The 15,517-nt window shown below is 66.0% G+C and carries 12 protein-coding genes and 1 tRNA gene; 3 read left to right on the top strand and 10 right to left on the bottom strand.

The genetic code is table 11. The features are described 5' to 3' along the window. Window positions 1–22: 22 nt before the first annotated feature. Window positions 23–679: a hypothetical protein gene (locus tag ACQZF9_RS00525; RefSeq protein ID WP_428311325.1), complete on the bottom strand. Its 657-nt coding sequence runs from the start codon at window positions 677–679 to the stop codon at window positions 23–25. A gap of 192 nt (window positions 680–871) precedes the next feature. On the opposite strand from ACQZF9_RS00525, the gene ACQZF9_RS00520 reads away from it, so the two are divergent. Then, entirely contained in the window at window positions 872–2,761 is a 1,890-nt protein-coding gene (locus tag ACQZF9_RS00520) for a GSCFA domain-containing protein (RefSeq protein WP_428311324.1), read from the top strand. Window positions 2,762–2,779: 18 nt separating this feature from the next. Here ACQZF9_RS00520 and ACQZF9_RS00515 read toward each other — a convergent pair whose 3' ends face one another. Then, complete coding sequence (locus tag ACQZF9_RS00515) at window positions 2,780–4,828, bottom strand: hypothetical protein (protein ID WP_428313506.1); 2,049 nt, start codon at window positions 4,826–4,828, stop codon at window positions 2,780–2,782. Between ACQZF9_RS00515 and ACQZF9_RS00510 the strand changes: the two genes are divergently transcribed. Continuing rightward, window positions 4,741–5,100, top strand: coding sequence for a DUF418 domain-containing protein (locus tag ACQZF9_RS00510; protein WP_428311323.1), 360 nt, complete (start codon window positions 4,741–4,743; stop codon window positions 5,098–5,100). The genes ACQZF9_RS00515 and ACQZF9_RS00510 overlap by 88 nt on opposite strands. A 64-nt stretch (window positions 5,101–5,164) precedes the next feature. Here ACQZF9_RS00510 and ACQZF9_RS00505 read toward each other — a convergent pair. From ACQZF9_RS00505 to acpA, 8 genes are all read right to left on the bottom strand, one after another. Next, window positions 5,165–5,239 (bottom strand) — tRNA-Thr (locus ACQZF9_RS00505). 57 nt (window positions 5,240–5,296) lie between these two features. Next, the gene (locus ACQZF9_RS00500; RefSeq protein WP_428311322.1) at window positions 5,297–7,291 is read right to left on the bottom strand and encodes a hypothetical protein; all 1,995 of its coding nucleotides are present in this window, start codon (window positions 7,289–7,291) and stop codon (window positions 5,297–5,299) included. Window positions 7,292–7,375: 84 nt separating this feature from the next. After that, the gene (locus ACQZF9_RS00495) at window positions 7,376–7,699 is read right to left on the bottom strand and encodes a hypothetical protein (RefSeq protein ID WP_428311321.1); all 324 of its coding nucleotides are present in this window, start codon (window positions 7,697–7,699) and stop codon (window positions 7,376–7,378) included. A gap of 112 nt (window positions 7,700–7,811) precedes the next feature. After that, entirely contained in the window at window positions 7,812–8,552 is a 741-nt protein-coding gene (locus ACQZF9_RS00490) for a type III pantothenate kinase (RefSeq protein WP_428311320.1), read from the bottom strand. Beyond that, window positions 8,549–9,496, bottom strand: coding sequence for a biotin--[acetyl-CoA-carboxylase] ligase (locus tag ACQZF9_RS00485; protein WP_428311319.1), 948 nt, complete (start codon window positions 9,494–9,496; stop codon window positions 8,549–8,551). Before ACQZF9_RS00485 ends, ACQZF9_RS00490 begins: the two co-directional genes overlap by 4 nt. After that, a complete protein-coding gene (plsY, locus tag ACQZF9_RS00480; protein WP_428311318.1) occupies window positions 9,493–10,176 on the bottom strand; it encodes a glycerol-3-phosphate 1-O-acyltransferase PlsY in 684 nt (227 codons plus the stop codon). Before plsY ends, ACQZF9_RS00485 begins: the two co-directional genes overlap by 4 nt. Before the next feature lie 165 nt (window positions 10,177–10,341). Further along, window positions 10,342–12,135, bottom strand: coding sequence for a M61 family metallopeptidase (locus ACQZF9_RS00475; RefSeq protein WP_428311317.1), 1,794 nt, complete (start codon window positions 12,133–12,135; stop codon window positions 10,342–10,344). A 186-nt stretch (window positions 12,136–12,321) separates the two neighbouring features. Then, complete coding sequence (gene acpA / locus ACQZF9_RS00470) at window positions 12,322–13,989, bottom strand: acid phosphatase (RefSeq protein ID WP_428311316.1); 1,668 nt, start codon at window positions 13,987–13,989, stop codon at window positions 12,322–12,324. Window positions 13,990–14,160: 171 nt separating this feature from the next. On the opposite strand from acpA, the gene ACQZF9_RS00465 reads away from it, so the two are divergent. Then, window positions 14,161–15,396, top strand: a complete 1,236-nt coding sequence (locus ACQZF9_RS00465) for a cytochrome-c peroxidase (RefSeq protein ID WP_428311315.1) — start codon at window positions 14,161–14,163, stop codon at window positions 15,394–15,396. Window positions 15,397–15,517 lie beyond the last annotated feature (121 nt).

Raw genomic sequence — 15,517 nt, 5'->3', positions numbered from 1 at the left:
CGCTATGTGATCCAGGAAAAACTCAACCGCCGAAGCTGCTCAGGATGTCGTACCGGATCCCCTCGTTGTCGGCCTGCAGGATCCGCAGCCGCGCATCGCGGAACGCGATTTCGGTCGGCGTTTTAGCGTCCAGCGTGTACTTCAGCTCCTGCGTATAGCTGGGCTTGCCGAGGTCGTTGGTGTAGTCCAGGTAGCGCAGGCTGATCACGTTGTCGGCGCGGCCGAGGTAGATCAGCTCGGACTTGAAACCCTTGGCCATCGCGCCGCCGTCGCCCTTGGTGTAGCCCACCACCGGAACCAGCGGCCGCTTGCTGCTGGCGATGCCCAGGTTGGTGACCATTTCGTGGTCAAAAGCGCCGTCGCCGTCGTTGTCGTAGAGGCAGGCGAAATTCGACGTGATCGGCGTGCAATAGGCGCGCTCGCCATCGACCTTGCGCGCCACCAGCCGCGTACCGCTGCGCAGCTCGAGCCGGCCATCGCCGGCCGGGATCGCCGCCGACAGCGTCGCGGTCGGCGCGGCGCTGTACTGGTAACGGTCCAGCATCACCTCACCGACGCGCGCGCTGCTGGCGCTGCCGACCTGATAGCGGCCGCCGTCACGCGACTCGGTCACGTCCTGGATCTTGGTGCAGGCCGTCAGTGCCAGCAGTACGGCAGCGATCGCAATGAGCTTGTTCATCAAATAGAGACCACGATTGGCGGGTTTGGTGCGGCCGTCGGCCCGATAGCCGAGCACGGATAGGCCGGAGATAATGTGGCAAGCGCGCCGGGCCGGCAAAGCGCCCATACAGCGCGTTACATGGCGTCGGCCGAAGCCAGACAAGAAAACAGTCGATGAGGTGATCATGCGGCAACAGACGGCCCTGCAACGATGAGCGATCCCGCTGCCACCGCGTCGCCCGGCTTGCCCGACATCGACATGAGCGATTTCTTTCGGCCCTGGCAGTCCGGGAATACGGGCACCCGCATTGCAACCATCGGCTGCTCGTTCTCGCAGGCGGTTTTCGACCAGATCGGCGAACAGGGCCTGGTCGCGGTCGAGACCGAAAGCGCTCCTCCCGGTCTGCCGTCCGCGCAGCGGGCCGCGTTTGGCTACGGCCTGAACAGCGCCCGATTCGGCGACATCCGGACGCCGAAACAGTTGCGGCAGCTAGTTGCGATGGCGCACAAACGTTTCAGCCCGACCGAGCTTTCCTGGGAACTGAAAGGACGCTATTACGATCCGTTCCGGCCACAGATCGAGCCTGCCGGCTTTTCCTCACCCGGTGAACTGGAAGCCAGCCGAGAGCGCCATCTGAAAGCGGTTCGCGTACTGCTTCGTCAGGCTGATCTGCTAGTCGTGACGCTGACGTGCACACGGTCCTGGATATCGAAACAGGACGGCGCGGCCATGCCGTTGAGGCAAGAGGCCCTGGGCGATCGCAAAGCCGCTGGCCAATACGAGTTCGCGCCACAGTCGTACAGCCAGGTCTACGACGATCTCAAATGGACGATCCAGTTCATCAACGGCAGGGTCAATCCGAAGCTCGGCATCGTACTGGTGGTTGCGGCTGACGAGCCCGGCCGGCAATCGGACGACGTGTTGTCCATCGTCGAGTCGATGCGGGCGAAGGCCATCCTGACGGCTGCCGCCTCGCAGCTGCAGGCCGACTTTTCCAACGTCGATCATTTCCCCTGCCACGAACTGCTTGCAGCGCCGGCTTTGCACGGCCGGTTTCACGGAGCCGATGGCCAGGGGACCACGCGCCAAGGTCTGCGCTGGCTGACGGACCAATTCTTCAAGGGTCTGCGCACGGCGAACGAACCGTGGTCAGGCAGTGGCGACGAAGAACTCGAGACGCGCGCTTCCGGCAACGCCCCCTATCCGCTCACGACATCGGCCGAAGAAAAAGAGGAGGAGGCCGCTCTGTTCAAGGCCTTGCCTCAGGACTTCAAAAAGCTGACGGTCGGCGTTCTGGGAAGTTGCCGGGTCTATACCCCACTGGGGTTTGCCGACGACTACGGCCGCGTAAAGCGCCGGCACAACGGCGTATTCGGCTACGTACACAACCCCGCGGAAGTCCTGCAGGTCGTGGACGTGTTGCGCGGTGTGGTCAAGGTGCCGCCTGAACTCGCGGCGCTGATGAGCGTCAATCAGGCCGATCCACTGCGCGAAGGTATCGATCTTTTCCAACGAAATTTTGGCGCGGCCGACCTGATCGTGGTCGAGCTGTCGTCGCTGCGCATCGTTCGTTATCGCGGACTGCAGTTGCAGATACACCATGTCCGCAACCTGCTAATCGACAACGGCTTAGCTACACCGGCGTGTTCGATGGAAACGGTGTTCGCCAGCCGACAGGAACGGGTGGCGCGGCTGCGCGGCGAATCGGGCGGACCTAGTAGCGGCAGTACCGCTCTGGCAATTGATCTGCTGCTGCACGCCGAATTCTTCGAACTGAGCGCGGAACAGATCGACGAACTGCTACAAAAGATCGACGCCACCATTGCCAAGCCGATACTGTTTGTCGGCCCCTTTGTCGTCGACTTCGATGGCAATCCGATTGCGCAGCGACAGTTACTGCGCGAGCGCATGCAGCACTACACGAACAGCGCGCTGCATCTGCGCTTTGTCGACCCGACGCCGTTCGTCGCACAACACGGCTATCGCGAATCACTGCGCGATCTTGGCCACTACAACAAGTGTTTCGAGCCCCTGGTCGGGGCCATGCTGGCGGCAGAAATCGACGCCTTCGCCAAGCAGCTGGCGACAGACCGGCGCTGACGCCAGCACGACTGCGGATTAGCGAAAATCGATGGTTTGCGCGTTGCCATCCTTGCTCAGCTTGAACACGGCGTCATTGCCGCCGCCGGATAGAAACGGGCTTTCGATGGAAGGCCCGGGACCGAACGTGATCGGGCGGCCGTCGATTTCCGGCAGGCGGCCCGAATCGCCGTAGAGGCGCAGGCGGCCGGCATGATCCAGCCCGGCAAACTCGGTCGACGCCTTGCTGCTGCTGAGGGGAGCGGCGAGAACCGCGCTCTGGAACGAAGCGAAGTCGGGATATCGATCCCGGGTAGAGGCCTGCAGCACGACCGGCACATAACCGTCGTCGGGAACCAGGATCTGGCCGCCTTCCGCCGACAACCAGCTGTATCCGCCCGAAGCCGGGCGCAGCGCGGCATAGCCGGCGCCATCGACGAACACCCAGCCATCACGCTCCACCCGCTTCAGTTCGCCGGAGAACCAGACCTGCAACGGCCCGCCATTCGCGCTCCACGGCGCCGGCAAAGCCTGCACCAGCTGCGCGCCCCTGCTTTGTACGCCCCACAGCGCGTTGTAGTTGTTCTGCCCTTTGCCGGCGACCTTGAATACGATCCTGGCAGTCTGACTGCCGGCGAACACCAGCCCCGCCCATCGGTTCTGCGAACTGCCGGCGACCCATTGCTTGAACGGCAGCCGTGGCACCTGCGCAAGGCCCATCGAAAACTGCGGTGTGACATAGGTGTATCGCAGCAGGCTGGAATCGTCTGCCGCCACCTGCACAACCCCGCGAGCGCCCTCGCTGGCCGGATCGGCTCGGCCGCGTACCCGGCTCCTGACTTCGTAGGAGCCGCGGCCGGCCGCATCGAGCGCCAGCCGGGAAATCAGCGGCAGCGGCTGATAGTCGCTGGTCGCCAACGCGACCAGCGGCGCCGTCGCATTGGGAACGCGGAAATTGCGAAAACCGAAGTAGAGCCACGCCGCGTCCCACATCGCGTCGCCGTCCTTGAGCGTCTCGCCGTAAGCGCGCGCCTTGCTGCCGCCATGCACGCCGTCCACTTGCTCGACCGCCCACTGCGCCCACCACAAATCAAGCGCATTGCGCGCCAGACGCCGCATTTCGTCGTCGCGGCTGAAATCGGCATACAGATACAAGTTGAAAAGCGTGTACTTGGCATAAGTCGGAGAGAAATACTCCAGGAACAAACCGTGGCGCGCGCGTTCGCGGATGTAGGCTTTCTCGAACTGAGTCCAGGCGGCCAGCTGCGCCGCAGCCGAGCTGCCGTCGCGATAGGTTCTCGCGGCGTAGGTTTCGGATTGGCTCAGGAGATCGGCGGCGGCCCAGCACGAGCTGTCAAATAGCGCCGTGTGATTCTCGGAACCCACGATTTGCCAGACGTGCGCAGGGCGCGTGTCTGCCAACGCGCAATGGCTGCTGGCCCAGCCCCAGAAAGCGTCCGCCACCACGGCCTGCGTGTCCTTGCCGAGCCGTTCCGCGCGCTGCCCGTGGGTACCGAACAGCCGTTGCAGACGATATAGCGTGCCGGCGTAGTTCAGATAGAAATCGTTGGAGTCGCGCTCGTCGTCGATCTTGCCCGGGCGCGATTCCGCGCTCAGCTGTGAATCGGATGCGATACGCAGGTACTCGGCGATTCCGGCTCCGAGTTGCCGGTCGAGTACACGGACCTCGTCAGGCGAGGGGTCAACATACAGCCTGGCGAGCAGGTGACTCAGCAGATTCAGCGAACAGCCCGCCGCCTTTTTCCCCTGCTTCTCGCAGGCGACAGGCATCGCTTCTGCGGCTTCCGCCAGCAGAATCTGGCTCCTGCGCGCGGTTACGCCGAAGTCGTCGTTTTTTGCAGCGCCGCCGGAATCCGCAGCCGACGCAGAAAAATGTGGCAGCAACAACAGCATCGAATAAACAACGACAAGAACCGCCGAGCCGCGAAAGCCGCGGCCACAATTCGTTTTGGTCTGAAGGGGCACGGCGCGCTCCGCTGATGGCAGCGTTACGCTACTCCGAAATGCGTGCTTCCTCCTATCCGACCGAGCCTGCATGGTCAGCTTCGCTCTATCGACGGCGCACATGGCAGCGCGCGCCGGGCGCGCTCGCTCCGATCGGTCCCATGACACTGAGCCATCAGTTCGCGCAAACGCTGATCGGGATCGCGCTGTTCTATGGCATCGGCCTCGGTCTTGGCCCGCAGTACGGTCTGGTCGGCGTCCTGATCAGCAGCATCGCGATCTTCGCCGCGCAGATCGTCTTCAGCCGTTGGTGGCTGAAGCGCTATCGCTACGGGCCGGGTGGAGTGGCTGTGGCGCAGTCTGACTTGCGGAAAGCGGCAGCCGATGCGGCATGAGCCGGATACCAGCATTCAAACAGTCTGAGACCGCGGAGCACGCAGGGGAGCATCAAGTCCGGGATGGTGCCGAGTGAGGGATTTGAACCCCCGACCTTCGGTTTACAAAACCGCTGCACTACCACTGTGCTAACCCGGCCCTGAACTTTTGCGGCCCGCAGTCTAGACCGAGCGCGGGGGCCTGACCAGCGTCGGGCTACCGCGCACGCTCGGCGACCAGCGCCGCATAGCGCGGATCCTGGCGCAGCGGCGCCCACAAGGGGTCCTGACGCAGCAGCGCCGGCGTCAGCGGTGTTGTGTAGCGCACGCTGTAATACGGCCGGGCGAGCAGGCTGCGCAGCGCGTCGAACGCGGCGGCGTGCTGGCCGGCGAGTACATCGGCCTGGGCGAGCGCATCGAGCGCGGTCAAGGAGAATTCACGGTCCGTGGCGGCGATACGGCGCAGTCGCGTGCAGTCCTCCAGCGCCAGCGCGGCGGCATCGGCACCGGCCGCGCTCAGGCACAGCATCGCGCGCAGGTAGACGCCGCCGGAGCTTTCATCGGTGAGGCTGCCATCGTCGAAGCCGCGCAGCAGCGCCAGCGCCTCGGCATAAGTCCGGCGCGCCGCCGCGCCGTTGCCGCTGGCCTGCTGCACGGTTGCCAGCAGCGCGTAGTAGTCGGCGACCGATACGCCGAGCGTGGACACGTCGCCAGCGAGCGCGTCCTTGAGCGCAGCAGCGGCTTCGGAGTAACGCGTCTGGTAGATCAGCTGCAGCATCTGGTAGTCGAACACGTCGACCTGCAGCGGCCGCGGCGACAGGTCGGCGAGTTGGCCCGCCGCCGCGCCGAGGTTGCCGTCTGCCTGCTCGATCAATGCCGCCAGCGCCATCAGTGAGGCGTCGTCGGGGCTGATCTGCAGCGCGCGCCTGACGATGCCGCGTGCGTCACCGAAACGGCGGTCCAGGCCCAGGTAATACGCGTAGGAGCCGAGCAGCTCGAGATTGCGCGGGTCCAGTTCCACCGCATCACGCAGATGCTTCAGCACCGCCGCGGAATCACCCTTGCGCCATTCGATCTTGGCCATCGCGCCGAGCACGTCGGCGTTGTTCGGCAGCCGCGCACTGGCGATGCCGAATGCGGTTTGCGCAGCAGGCAGATCGTGATCGCACATGAAGTGCACGTAACCGGCCGCCAACGCGGTTTCGCCGAGTTGCGGCTGCAGGCGCTGCGCCTGCCTGGCCGCCTGCCGCGCACTGGCGCAGGACTCGGCCGCATTGCCCAGGCCCTGGAACGCGCGCGTGGATTCGGTGCGCGCCAGCTGCGCCCAGGCCAGCGCGAAATCCGGATCGAGCGCCGCCGCCTTGGCGAAGCTGTTCGCCGCGCTCGCCAGGTTCACCGGCTCGAACGAGCGCAACTGGAACGCCAAGCCGCGCAGGTAGGCGTCGTAGGCTTCGGTATTCTGCGTCGGCGTCGCGGAAACCTGTGCGATTTCCGGCGCGGTCAGCCGTGCCTGCAGCACCTCGGCGATCGAGCGCGCGACTTCGCTCTGCGTCTTGAAGATGTCGGTCAGCAGGCGATCGTAGGTTTCCGCCCAGATACTGGTGTCGGTCTGCGCGTCGATCAGCTGCACTTCGATACGCGCCGATCCGCCGTGGCGCTGCACGCTGCCTTCGACGATATGGTCGACGCCGAGCTCGCGTGCGATCTGCTTCAGATCGGCCGGCGCCGACGCGTAGCGCGCGGTCGAGGTTCGCGATATCACTTTAAGCGCGGCGATTTTCGACAGCCGCACCAGGATCTCGTCCTGAATGCCGTCGACGAAATACGCATTGCCGGGATCGCTGCTCAGGTTCTTGAACGGCATCACCGCGATCGACGCGCGCTTTGTGCCGCCACCGTCGCGCTGCCACAGCCAGCTGCCGACCAGCATCACGACCAACACCGCCACCAGGCAGAGCAGGCCGCGATCGACGCTGCCGAACGGGCGCTGCAGCGGGACATCGCCGGTGTCGACTTCGACTTCGCGCCTGAACCCGGACGGCGTCAGCTCATAGAACCAGGACAGCAGGGCGGTGATCGGCAGGCCGATCAGCAGCGCGATCACGACCCAGCGCACTGCCCAGTTCGGCACGTCGAAAAACGGGAATACCTGGGTGGCGATCTGCACCAGCAGCCAGGCCGCGCCCGCGTAGAACGCTAGCGCGCGGAACACGTTCCGGCGCCGCAATTGCTCGATGAACGCTCTCACCTAAGCCGCTCGCTCCGGCGGAGGGAAGCAGGCGACCCGGGCCTGGCCTTACTGCGGCGCGGGAGGAGCCGTGACGCCGGGTGGTTTCTGCGGCGGCGGCGGCACCGGCATGCTGTTGACGGTGCTGCCGCCCGGCGGCTTCTGCGGCGGCGGCGGCGGTATCGGCGCCGCGTTGTCGCCCGAGGCAGGGGTCGCGTGGCCTTTCTTCTTGTGCTTGGTCTTCGCTGGCGGCGGCGTGGCCGGAGCCGGCGCGCTGGCACCGGCAGGCGGCGGCGCAGGCACAGGCTCGTCGGCCGCGAAGGCAGTGGCGGCGAATGAAACCAGGCACAGGGCCAGAGCGGAAGACCACGAACGCGAACGCATGCGGGACATAGCGGCTCCTTCGGGAGCATCGGCAACGAATGGGCGGCGACCAGCGCAACGCGGCGAGCCTAGCACGCAGCCGCGGTTGGCAGAACGGCGGCGTTACTCGCCGAAACTCGCGCTACTGGCGCTCGGCGCGGGCGTAAACCTGCAGTCCCTCAAGCACCAGGTTCGGGCGATGCTGCCACGCGCCTTTCAGATACGGCAGCAGCGTCTCGGCGTCGCCGCCGGTGATAAGGCGGCGACACGGCGGCTCGCCGAGATCGGCGGCGCGGTCGATCGCGCCGAGGCAGCCGAGCATCGCACCCTGGCGCACGCAGGCTTCGGTGTCGCGGCCGAGGCCGCCGTCGTAGCTCGCGTGCAAGTCGCGCGTGGCGAAACGCGTGGCGCCGAGCACGCCGCGTTGCGCGGTCAGCAGGCCGCCGGCGATGATGCCGCCGCGATGCTGACCGCTGGCGTCGATCAGATCGGCGGTCAGCGCGGTGCCGGCGTCGACCACCAGCGCGGAATCCCAGGCCTGGGCACGCGCGGCGAGCATCGCCAGCCAGCGATCGACACCGAGGCGTTCGGGCTCGGCATAGCCACTGCGCAGGCCGGCGAACTCAGCGGTGGAGCGCGCGAAATTCGGTGACAGACGCCAGCGCGTTTTCACCGCCGCGACCAGCTGCGCTTCGATCGCCGAGCCGAGTACGTGCGAGATCCACAGCGCGTTCGGCGCATCGGTTTCGATCGCGGCGATCGCCGCGGCCGCGTCGGCCTGATGCGACACCGCGGCCAACGGCTGCAGCACGCCGGCTGCATCGGCCAGCGCGCCCTTGACGCGGCTGTTGCCGATGTCGAGCAGCAGAATCTTGCCGCTCACTGCACCAGCCTCAGGCTGACGTCGCCGGAATGCACGGCGCGGCGCTCGCCATTGCTTTCGACAATCAGCGCACCGATCTCGTCGACACCGCGCGCGATGCCGTCGAGCGCCGGCGTGCCGCTGATCTGCACCGGCTGGTCGCGGGTCAGATCGAGCGCGCTCCACTGCGCCGCGAACGGCGCGAAGCCCTCGTATTCGAAGCGGCTCAGCACGCCGTGCAGACGATCCAGCAGCGCCACGGCCAGCGTATTGCGCGACACGTTCGCGCCGATAGCTTGGTTGAGGCTGATCCAGGCCTGATCGATGCCGTCGGCCTGCGTGCCGGACATCGCGACGTTGAGGCCGATGCCGACGACGACGCGGCAGGCGCCACCGGCTTCGCCGCGATGCTCGATCAGAATGCCGCCGAGCTTGCGCTTATCGACCCACAGATCGTTCGGCCATTTCAGTTGCACGCGCGTGCAGCCGACGTCGTGCAAGGCCTGCGCGCAGGCGACGCCGACGCTCAGCGGTAGCGCCGTCAGCTGCGGCGGCCAGGCGGCGAACGACCAGGCGAACGACAGATAGATGTTCGCGCCATATGGCGAGCGCCAGGCGCGGCCACGGCGCCCGCGACCGGCGGTTTGATATTCGGCGAACAGCGCCTGCGGATCCTGCGCGGCGGGCGCGTCGAGCAGCTGGCGATTGGTCGAGTCGGTGCTGTCGACGACCGCGACGCGCAGGCCACTGGCCGCCTGCTGCTGCAGCCGCGCGGCATTCAAGCGCTCCAGCGGCTGCGAAAGCCGGTAGCCGAGGCCCTGGCGTGCTTCGACATCGAGGCCGAGTTCGCGCAGCTTGTCGACGCGCTTGGCCAGGCCGGCGCGGGTGATGCCGGCAGTGAGCGCGAGCGCTTCGCCGCTATGCCACTGGCCATCGGCGAGCGTATCCAGCAGGGTTTCGCTCATGGTTTGCGTGCCGCGTTGCGGCGCTCGATCAGGCGGCCGAGCACGCGGGCTTTCTCGAAGCGATGCTCGTTACCGCGCCACAGCCGGCGGATGTTGTCGCGATGCTTGAACAACACCAGCGCCGACATCGTCAGCGTGAACAGCACCGGCGCCGACAGCAGCGGATGCGCATCGACCACCAGCATGTAGAACACCACGGTCGTCGCGGCGCCGATGGTCGCGGCGCTGACGTAGCCGCTGAGCATCACCACCAAAACGAAGGTCAGCAACATCCACGGCAGCGCGGCGATCATCAGCGCGCCGAACACACCGGCCAATGTCGCAACACCCTTGCCGCCCTTGAACCCGAGCGTGATCGGATAGCAGTGGCCGAGCGCAACACCGACACCGCACAGGTATTGCAGCCATTCCAGCGGATAACGAAAGTCGGGCGCGCCCTCGCCCAGCGGCCACGGAATCAGCGGCACCAGCCGCGCCGCGATCACGCCCTTGAGCACGTCGACCAGCAGCACGCTCAGCGCAAAGCTCGCGCCCTGGGTGCGCAGCGCATTGGTCGCGCCGACGTTGCCGCTGCCGAGGCGGCGCAGATCGACGCCGCCGCGCAGCCAGCCGACGATCTGGCCGCCCATCAGATTGCCGATGGCATAGGCGATCAGGAATTTGGTCAGCGCTTCGAACATGCGAGCAACTATACGGCGCCTGGACGCTGTGCTTTGCTCCCCTCTCCCGCTTGCGGGAGAGGGTGGCCCGCAGGGCCGGGAGAGGGCGCCGGCACATTCGCGCTCCAACGCCCTCTCTCCCCGCTGCGCGGGACTCTCTCCCGCAAGCGGGAGAGAGGAACGACGCTACACACCGAGCCAGGCCTTGCGACGCTCCAGCTTGTCGCCGTCGACTTCATCGAGCGTGAACGTCCAGGTATCCAGCGGCGCGGCGACCGGCGTCAGCGTCGTCGACATCAGCTCCTCGCCGCGGAAATAGTCGACGCGAACTTCGACGCCGGCGTCGATCGCATCGAGACGGCGCGTCCAGTTCTGTGCGGTGACGCGCAGGCCGTCGAGGGCGATCAGCTGGTCGCCAGCGGACAGGCCCGCACGCAGCGCCGGGCTGTCGGTCAGAACCGCGGCGATCGTCGAATCGCCCGGCTTCAGACGCAGGCCCGCCCAGACGCCCTGATTGCGGCTCGCGGTGCGCCCGCCTTCGTCGATCGCCGATGTCGACGCCCGCAGCACCGCACCGACGCCGAACTCGGCGAACAGCTCGGCCAGCGGCAGCTCCTCGGTGCTGCGCAAGGCCTTGTCGAAGAACGCGGCCAGATCGACACCGCTGATTTCCTGCGCAACCGCTGCCAGCCCGCCTTCGGGCACGCCGATGTCGCGGCTGCCGTAACGCTGCCACAGCACGCGCATGACGTCGTCCAAAGTCACGCTGGATTTCAGCCGCAACGTCATATCCAGGCACAGCGACACCAGTGCGCCCTTGACGTAGTAGTTGGTGCTGGCGTTGAGCGAGTTTTCGTCGGGCTGGTAGTACTTGATCCAGGTTTCGAAGCTCGCGTCTTCCAGCGTGTGCGCGGTGCGCGCCGGCGAACGCTGCAGCCGCGTCGCCGCCTCGGCGAGCAGATCGAGATACGTCACCGCGTCGATCACGTTCGCGCGCAACAGGAACAGATCGTCGTAGTACGAAGTCGTGCCTTCGTAATGCCAGAGGTCGCGCGTGTAGGCCTCGCGCTGCAGGTCGCTTTCAAGAAACGCCGCGGCGGTGATCCGCTTGACGTTCCACAGGTGAAAGTACTCGTGCGAACAAAGCCCGAGAAACGTGCGGTATTCGCGGCTCAGTTCGGCTTTGCCGACACGCGGAAAATCGCCGCGCGAGCAGATCAGCGCGGTCGAGCTTTTGTGTTCGAGCCCCCCATAACCGGCGGCGACGACGTTGGTCAGGAACAGGTATTGCTCGAAGCCCGGTCCGCGAACCGGCTGCTGGCCGAACATCTCGCGCTCCACATGGCAGATCCTGGCCAGGTCCGCGGTCACACGCGCGGCATCGAGTTCGACGCGCCCCGACAGCACCAGCGCATGCGGCACGCCGTCGACGTCGAAGTCGTAGCGCTGGTAAGGCGCGATCTCGACCGGGGTGTCGATCAGGGTTTCATAGTCGGGCGCCGAATACAGGCCGAAACCGGCCGCGTCGACGTCTTCGGCTTTCAAGGTGGTCGCGACTTTCCAGCCTTCGCAGACGGCGTCAGCCGGCTTGGCGATGCGCACTTCGAAGCGCGCCTTTTCGCAGCCTTGCGCGCAGTAGAACAGCGAGCTGCCGTTGAAGAAGCCGCGGCGCGTGTCGAGGTAGGCCTTGCGTACCGATTCGTCGAAGGCGTTGACGCCGTAGCTCAGCCCGATCTCGCCCTCGCCGCCGATGCGGAAGCGGTTCTTGTCGAGGCGCTCGATGCGCTGCTGCGCACCGCCGCGCGTCGCGCGCAGATCGAGGATGTGCTTGGCGAAATCGCGGACCAGATAACTGCCGCGTATCCAGCCCGGCAGCCGGAACGTGACCGCGCCGCGCAGGCCGTCGATACGGCAGTTCACATCGAAGCGATGGGCGCGCGGGTCGGGAAAAGAGACTTCGAAGCGGACGACTGGGGTCAAGGGTCTGAGCCGTGCAAATCAGGCTCGATTCTACGCCGCCCAGGCGCTTCGGAGTCACATCGCATCTGTAAGCCCTCTCCCACCGGGAGAGGGTGGCGCGACAGCGCCGGGTGAGGGTCTCGCAGAGCCGCGCCAGGCTGGAAGGCCCTCACCCGGCCCTCTCCCGAAGGGAGAGGGAGAGCGGCGCTACTTCAGATTCAGCGCCGGCGTCAGATCGCCCATCGCCTGGCCGCCGGCGGCAACCAGCGCGGTATCGCGCGCCGCCACACCCGGCAGCGGGTCGAGCGCGAAGCGGCGCGTGATCAGGCGCAGGATCGAGGCGGTGTCGTACTGGGTGTGGTCGACCGTGCCCTTCTTCGCCAGCGGCGAGATGATCAGCGCCGGCAGGCGCGTGCCCGGGCCGAGCAGGTCGCCCTTGGGCGGGCTGACGTGATCCCAGAAGCCGCCGTTTTCGTCGTAGGTGATGACGATCACCATGTTGGCCCACTGCGGGCTGGCCTGCAGACGCTGCACCAGGTCGGCGATATGCGCGTCGCCATCGGCGACGTTGGCGTAACCGGCGTGCTGGTTCTGGTTGCCCTGCGGCTTGTAGAACGTGACGGCGGGCAAGGTGCCGGCCGCGGCGTCGGCGACCAGATCCTTGTAGTCCTTCAGGTGCGCGTCACGTTCGGCGGCGTGGGTCGCCGGATCGAAGTTCGCGTAGTAGTTGAACGGCTGGTGATGGAACTGGAAGTTCGGCGGATTGGCGCTGATCGTGGCGCGGTCGCCGGTCGCGGTCGCCACGGTCGAATCCCAGGCACCGGCGTACCAGGCCCAGCTGACGCCCTTGGCGCTCAGCAGATCGCCGATCGTGGTCTGGGTCTGCGGCGGCAGCGTGGTCGGCTTGCTGGTGTCGGCGTAGAGCTTGCTCGTGTCGTCGCCGGCCGGCGCATTGCTGCTCGGCTGATACGCCGGCTGCATCGTGTTGACCGCGCGGAAGCCGTCGCCGGCGCCGAAGTAATCCTTGGGCGCGATGTTGCCGCTGGTGACGAAAGCCGGCGGGCCGTCCAGCGCCGAGGCCGGCGAACTGGTGTTGATCGTCAGCTTCGGCAGGTAGGCGCCGCTGGCGTCGGTGTCGAGCACGGTGATGGTCGGCTTGGCGGCGGCGGTATCCGCGTTCGGATACGTCGGCGCGCAGGCGCAGATCAGGTACTGGTGATTCAGGAACGAGCCGCCGAAAGCGCCCTGGAAGAAGTTGTCGGCCAGTACGTAATCCTTGGCCAGGCTCCACAGCGACATGCGGCTGCCGTCGTAGTAGCCCATCACCAGGCCGCCGGCGTCGGCGTAGCCGGCGAACTTGCTGTTGTCGCGCTTGCCGGTGGTATCGATCTGCATCTGGTTTTCAAAGAAGCGGTGATACAGGTCGCGCGTGACCACCGACTCGTCGACCGGATAGGTCGCGTCGATCATGAACGGCTTGTTGTCGACCTTGTTCATCGTGTCGGCCTGCGACACCACCGGATACTGGCCGGCGGCAGTGAGCCCACCCCAGACCTGCGGCAGCTTGGAAAATAACGTGGCCGAGGCATCGCGATCGGTCTGCGCGACATAGGTACCGCTGGCACTGCTGCTGACACCGGGGATGCCGTTGGCGCCGGGGAAAGTGCCGTAGAGATTGTCGAAGCTGCGATTTTCCGCGTAGATCACGACGATGTTTTTGACCTGAGCCTGCAACGCCGCGGTCACTGCGGCGGTGTCGGGCGCATTGTCGTGATCGTTACTGTTGTTGCAGGCGGCCAGGGTCGCGGCGGCGCCGAGGGCGACCAGCAACGACAAGGGCGCGAGCCGGCGCAATCGGAGATGAGGCTGGTACATGTCTTGGCTTCCTGCGTAAGCTGCGGTGGCGACAGGCGCGCAGTTTTTCGATGCTTGATGACGGTTGCGTGTCTTTCGGCCACCGGCATTGTTTCCGCTTGTTTCGCAGCGTATTTCGCCGCATACGCCAGCTACATAAAACCGTCACTTCGGTTTGTTACAGAGATGACGATGAAACGATTCCTGATCGCGATCCTGCTGGCACTGGCCGGCTGCAGCCCGGACAAAACCGCGACACCCGCCGCAACTCAAGCCCCGGAAACGAGCGCCGCGAGCCAGGCTTTCTATGCCGAGAAATTCTCCCGGCAACCTCAGGTGGCGGCGATGACCGCGCTGGGTCGTCGGATGTTTTTCGACACTTCGCTATCGGCATCTGGCCAACTCGCCTGCGCCAGCTGCCACGATCCGGCGCATGCCTATGGCCCACCGGATTCGCGGCCGGTGCAGCCAGGTGGCAGCGATCAGCAGCAAAGCGGCTTTCGCGCGGCGCCGTCGCTGCGTTACCTGCAAAGCGTGCCGCCATTCACCGAGCACTATTACGAGGAAGACGACGACGACAGCCTCGACCAGGGCGCGGCCGGCGGCCGCACCTGGGACGGCCGCGCACAGTCGGCGCACGAGCAGGCGATACTGCCGCTGCTGTCGCCGCAGGAGATGGCGAACAAGGATGCGGCGACCGTCGTAGCCAGGCTGCGTGCTGCGCCTTATGCCGCGCAGTTTCGCGCCGCGTTCGGCGACGACGTTTTCGACAACGGCGATCGCGCCTGGCGCGCGGCCTTGCTCAGCCTGGAAGTGTTCCAGCAGAGCCCGGCGGAGTTCTATCCCTACGACAGCAAGTACGACGCCTTTCTGCGCCACGAAGTGGCGCTCGGTGAACAGGAGGCGCGTGGGCTGCGTCTGTTTGAGGCCGAGGACAAGGGCAACTGCATCGCCTGCCACCCGAGCCGCGTGCGCGGCGGCGCCTTCCCTGCATTCACCGACTTCGGTTACGTCGCGCTCGGCGTGCCGCGCAATCCGAAGCTTCCGGCGAATGCCGATGCCGGCTTCCACGATCTAGGCCTCTGCGGCCCGCTGCGCACCGATCTGAAGGACAAGGCCGAATACTGCGGCCGCTTCCGCACGCCGAGCCTGCGCAATGTCGCGCAGCGCAAGCTGTTCTTTCACAACGGCGTGTACTCGACGCTGCGCGAGGCGGTGGAGTTTTACGCCAGGCGCGACGTACAGCCGCAGAGGTTCTATCCACGCGGCAAGCCGTTCGACGATCTGCCCGCGGGGTATCGCGACAACATCAACATGGACCCGCCGTTCGGCCGCAAGCCGGGCGACAAGCCGGCGCTGAGCGAAGCGGAGATCGACGATCTGATCGCGTTTCTGGGGACGCTCAGCGACGGTTACAAGAAACCCTGAAGCTTGTTGCCCTCTCCCTCCGGGAGAGGGTGCCCCGCAGGGGCGGGTGAGGGCCTTGCAGGCTCAAACCAGTTTGTGTCCCCCAGCGCCCTCACCCCTGCCCCTCTCCCGGAGGGAGAGG

Origin of the sequence: Hydrocarboniphaga sp. (assembly GCF_965279055.1) — a bacterium.
GTDB lineage: Bacteria > Pseudomonadota > Gammaproteobacteria > Nevskiales > Nevskiaceae > Hydrocarboniphaga.
The sequence above is the reverse complement of the archived record's forward strand: the minus strand, read 5'-3'. Positions and strand labels throughout refer to the sequence as shown.

Bases quoted from the DNA above. Each gene is read 5' to 3' on its own strand.
- ACQZF9_RS00525 (WP_428311325.1), bottom strand. From the start codon at position 679: ATGAACAAGCTCATTGCGATCGCTGCCGTACTGCTGGCACTGACGGCC.
- ACQZF9_RS00520 (WP_428311324.1), top strand. From the start codon at position 872: ATGAGCGATCCCGCTGCCACCGCGTCGCCCGGCTTGCCCGACATCGAC.
- ACQZF9_RS00510 (WP_428311323.1), top strand. From the start codon at position 4,741: ATGGCAGCGTTACGCTACTCCGAAATGCGTGCTTCCTCCTATCCGACC.
- ACQZF9_RS00515 (WP_428313506.1), bottom strand. From the start codon at position 4,828: ATGTGCGCCGTCGATAGAGCGAAGCTGACCATGCAGGCTCGGTCGGAT.
- ACQZF9_RS00495 (WP_428311321.1), bottom strand. From the start codon at position 7,699: ATGTCCCGCATGCGTTCGCGTTCGTGGTCTTCCGCTCTGGCCCTGTGC.
- ACQZF9_RS00485 (WP_428311319.1), bottom strand. From the start codon at position 9,496: ATGAGCGAAACCCTGCTGGATACGCTCGCCGATGGCCAGTGGCATAGC.
- plsY (WP_428311318.1), bottom strand. From the start codon at position 10,176: ATGTTCGAAGCGCTGACCAAATTCCTGATCGCCTATGCCATCGGCAAT.
- acpA (WP_428311316.1), bottom strand. From the start codon at position 13,989: ATGTACCAGCCTCATCTCCGATTGCGCCGGCTCGCGCCCTTGTCGTTG.
- ACQZF9_RS00465 (WP_428311315.1), top strand. From the start codon at position 14,161: ATGAAACGATTCCTGATCGCGATCCTGCTGGCACTGGCCGGCTGCAGC.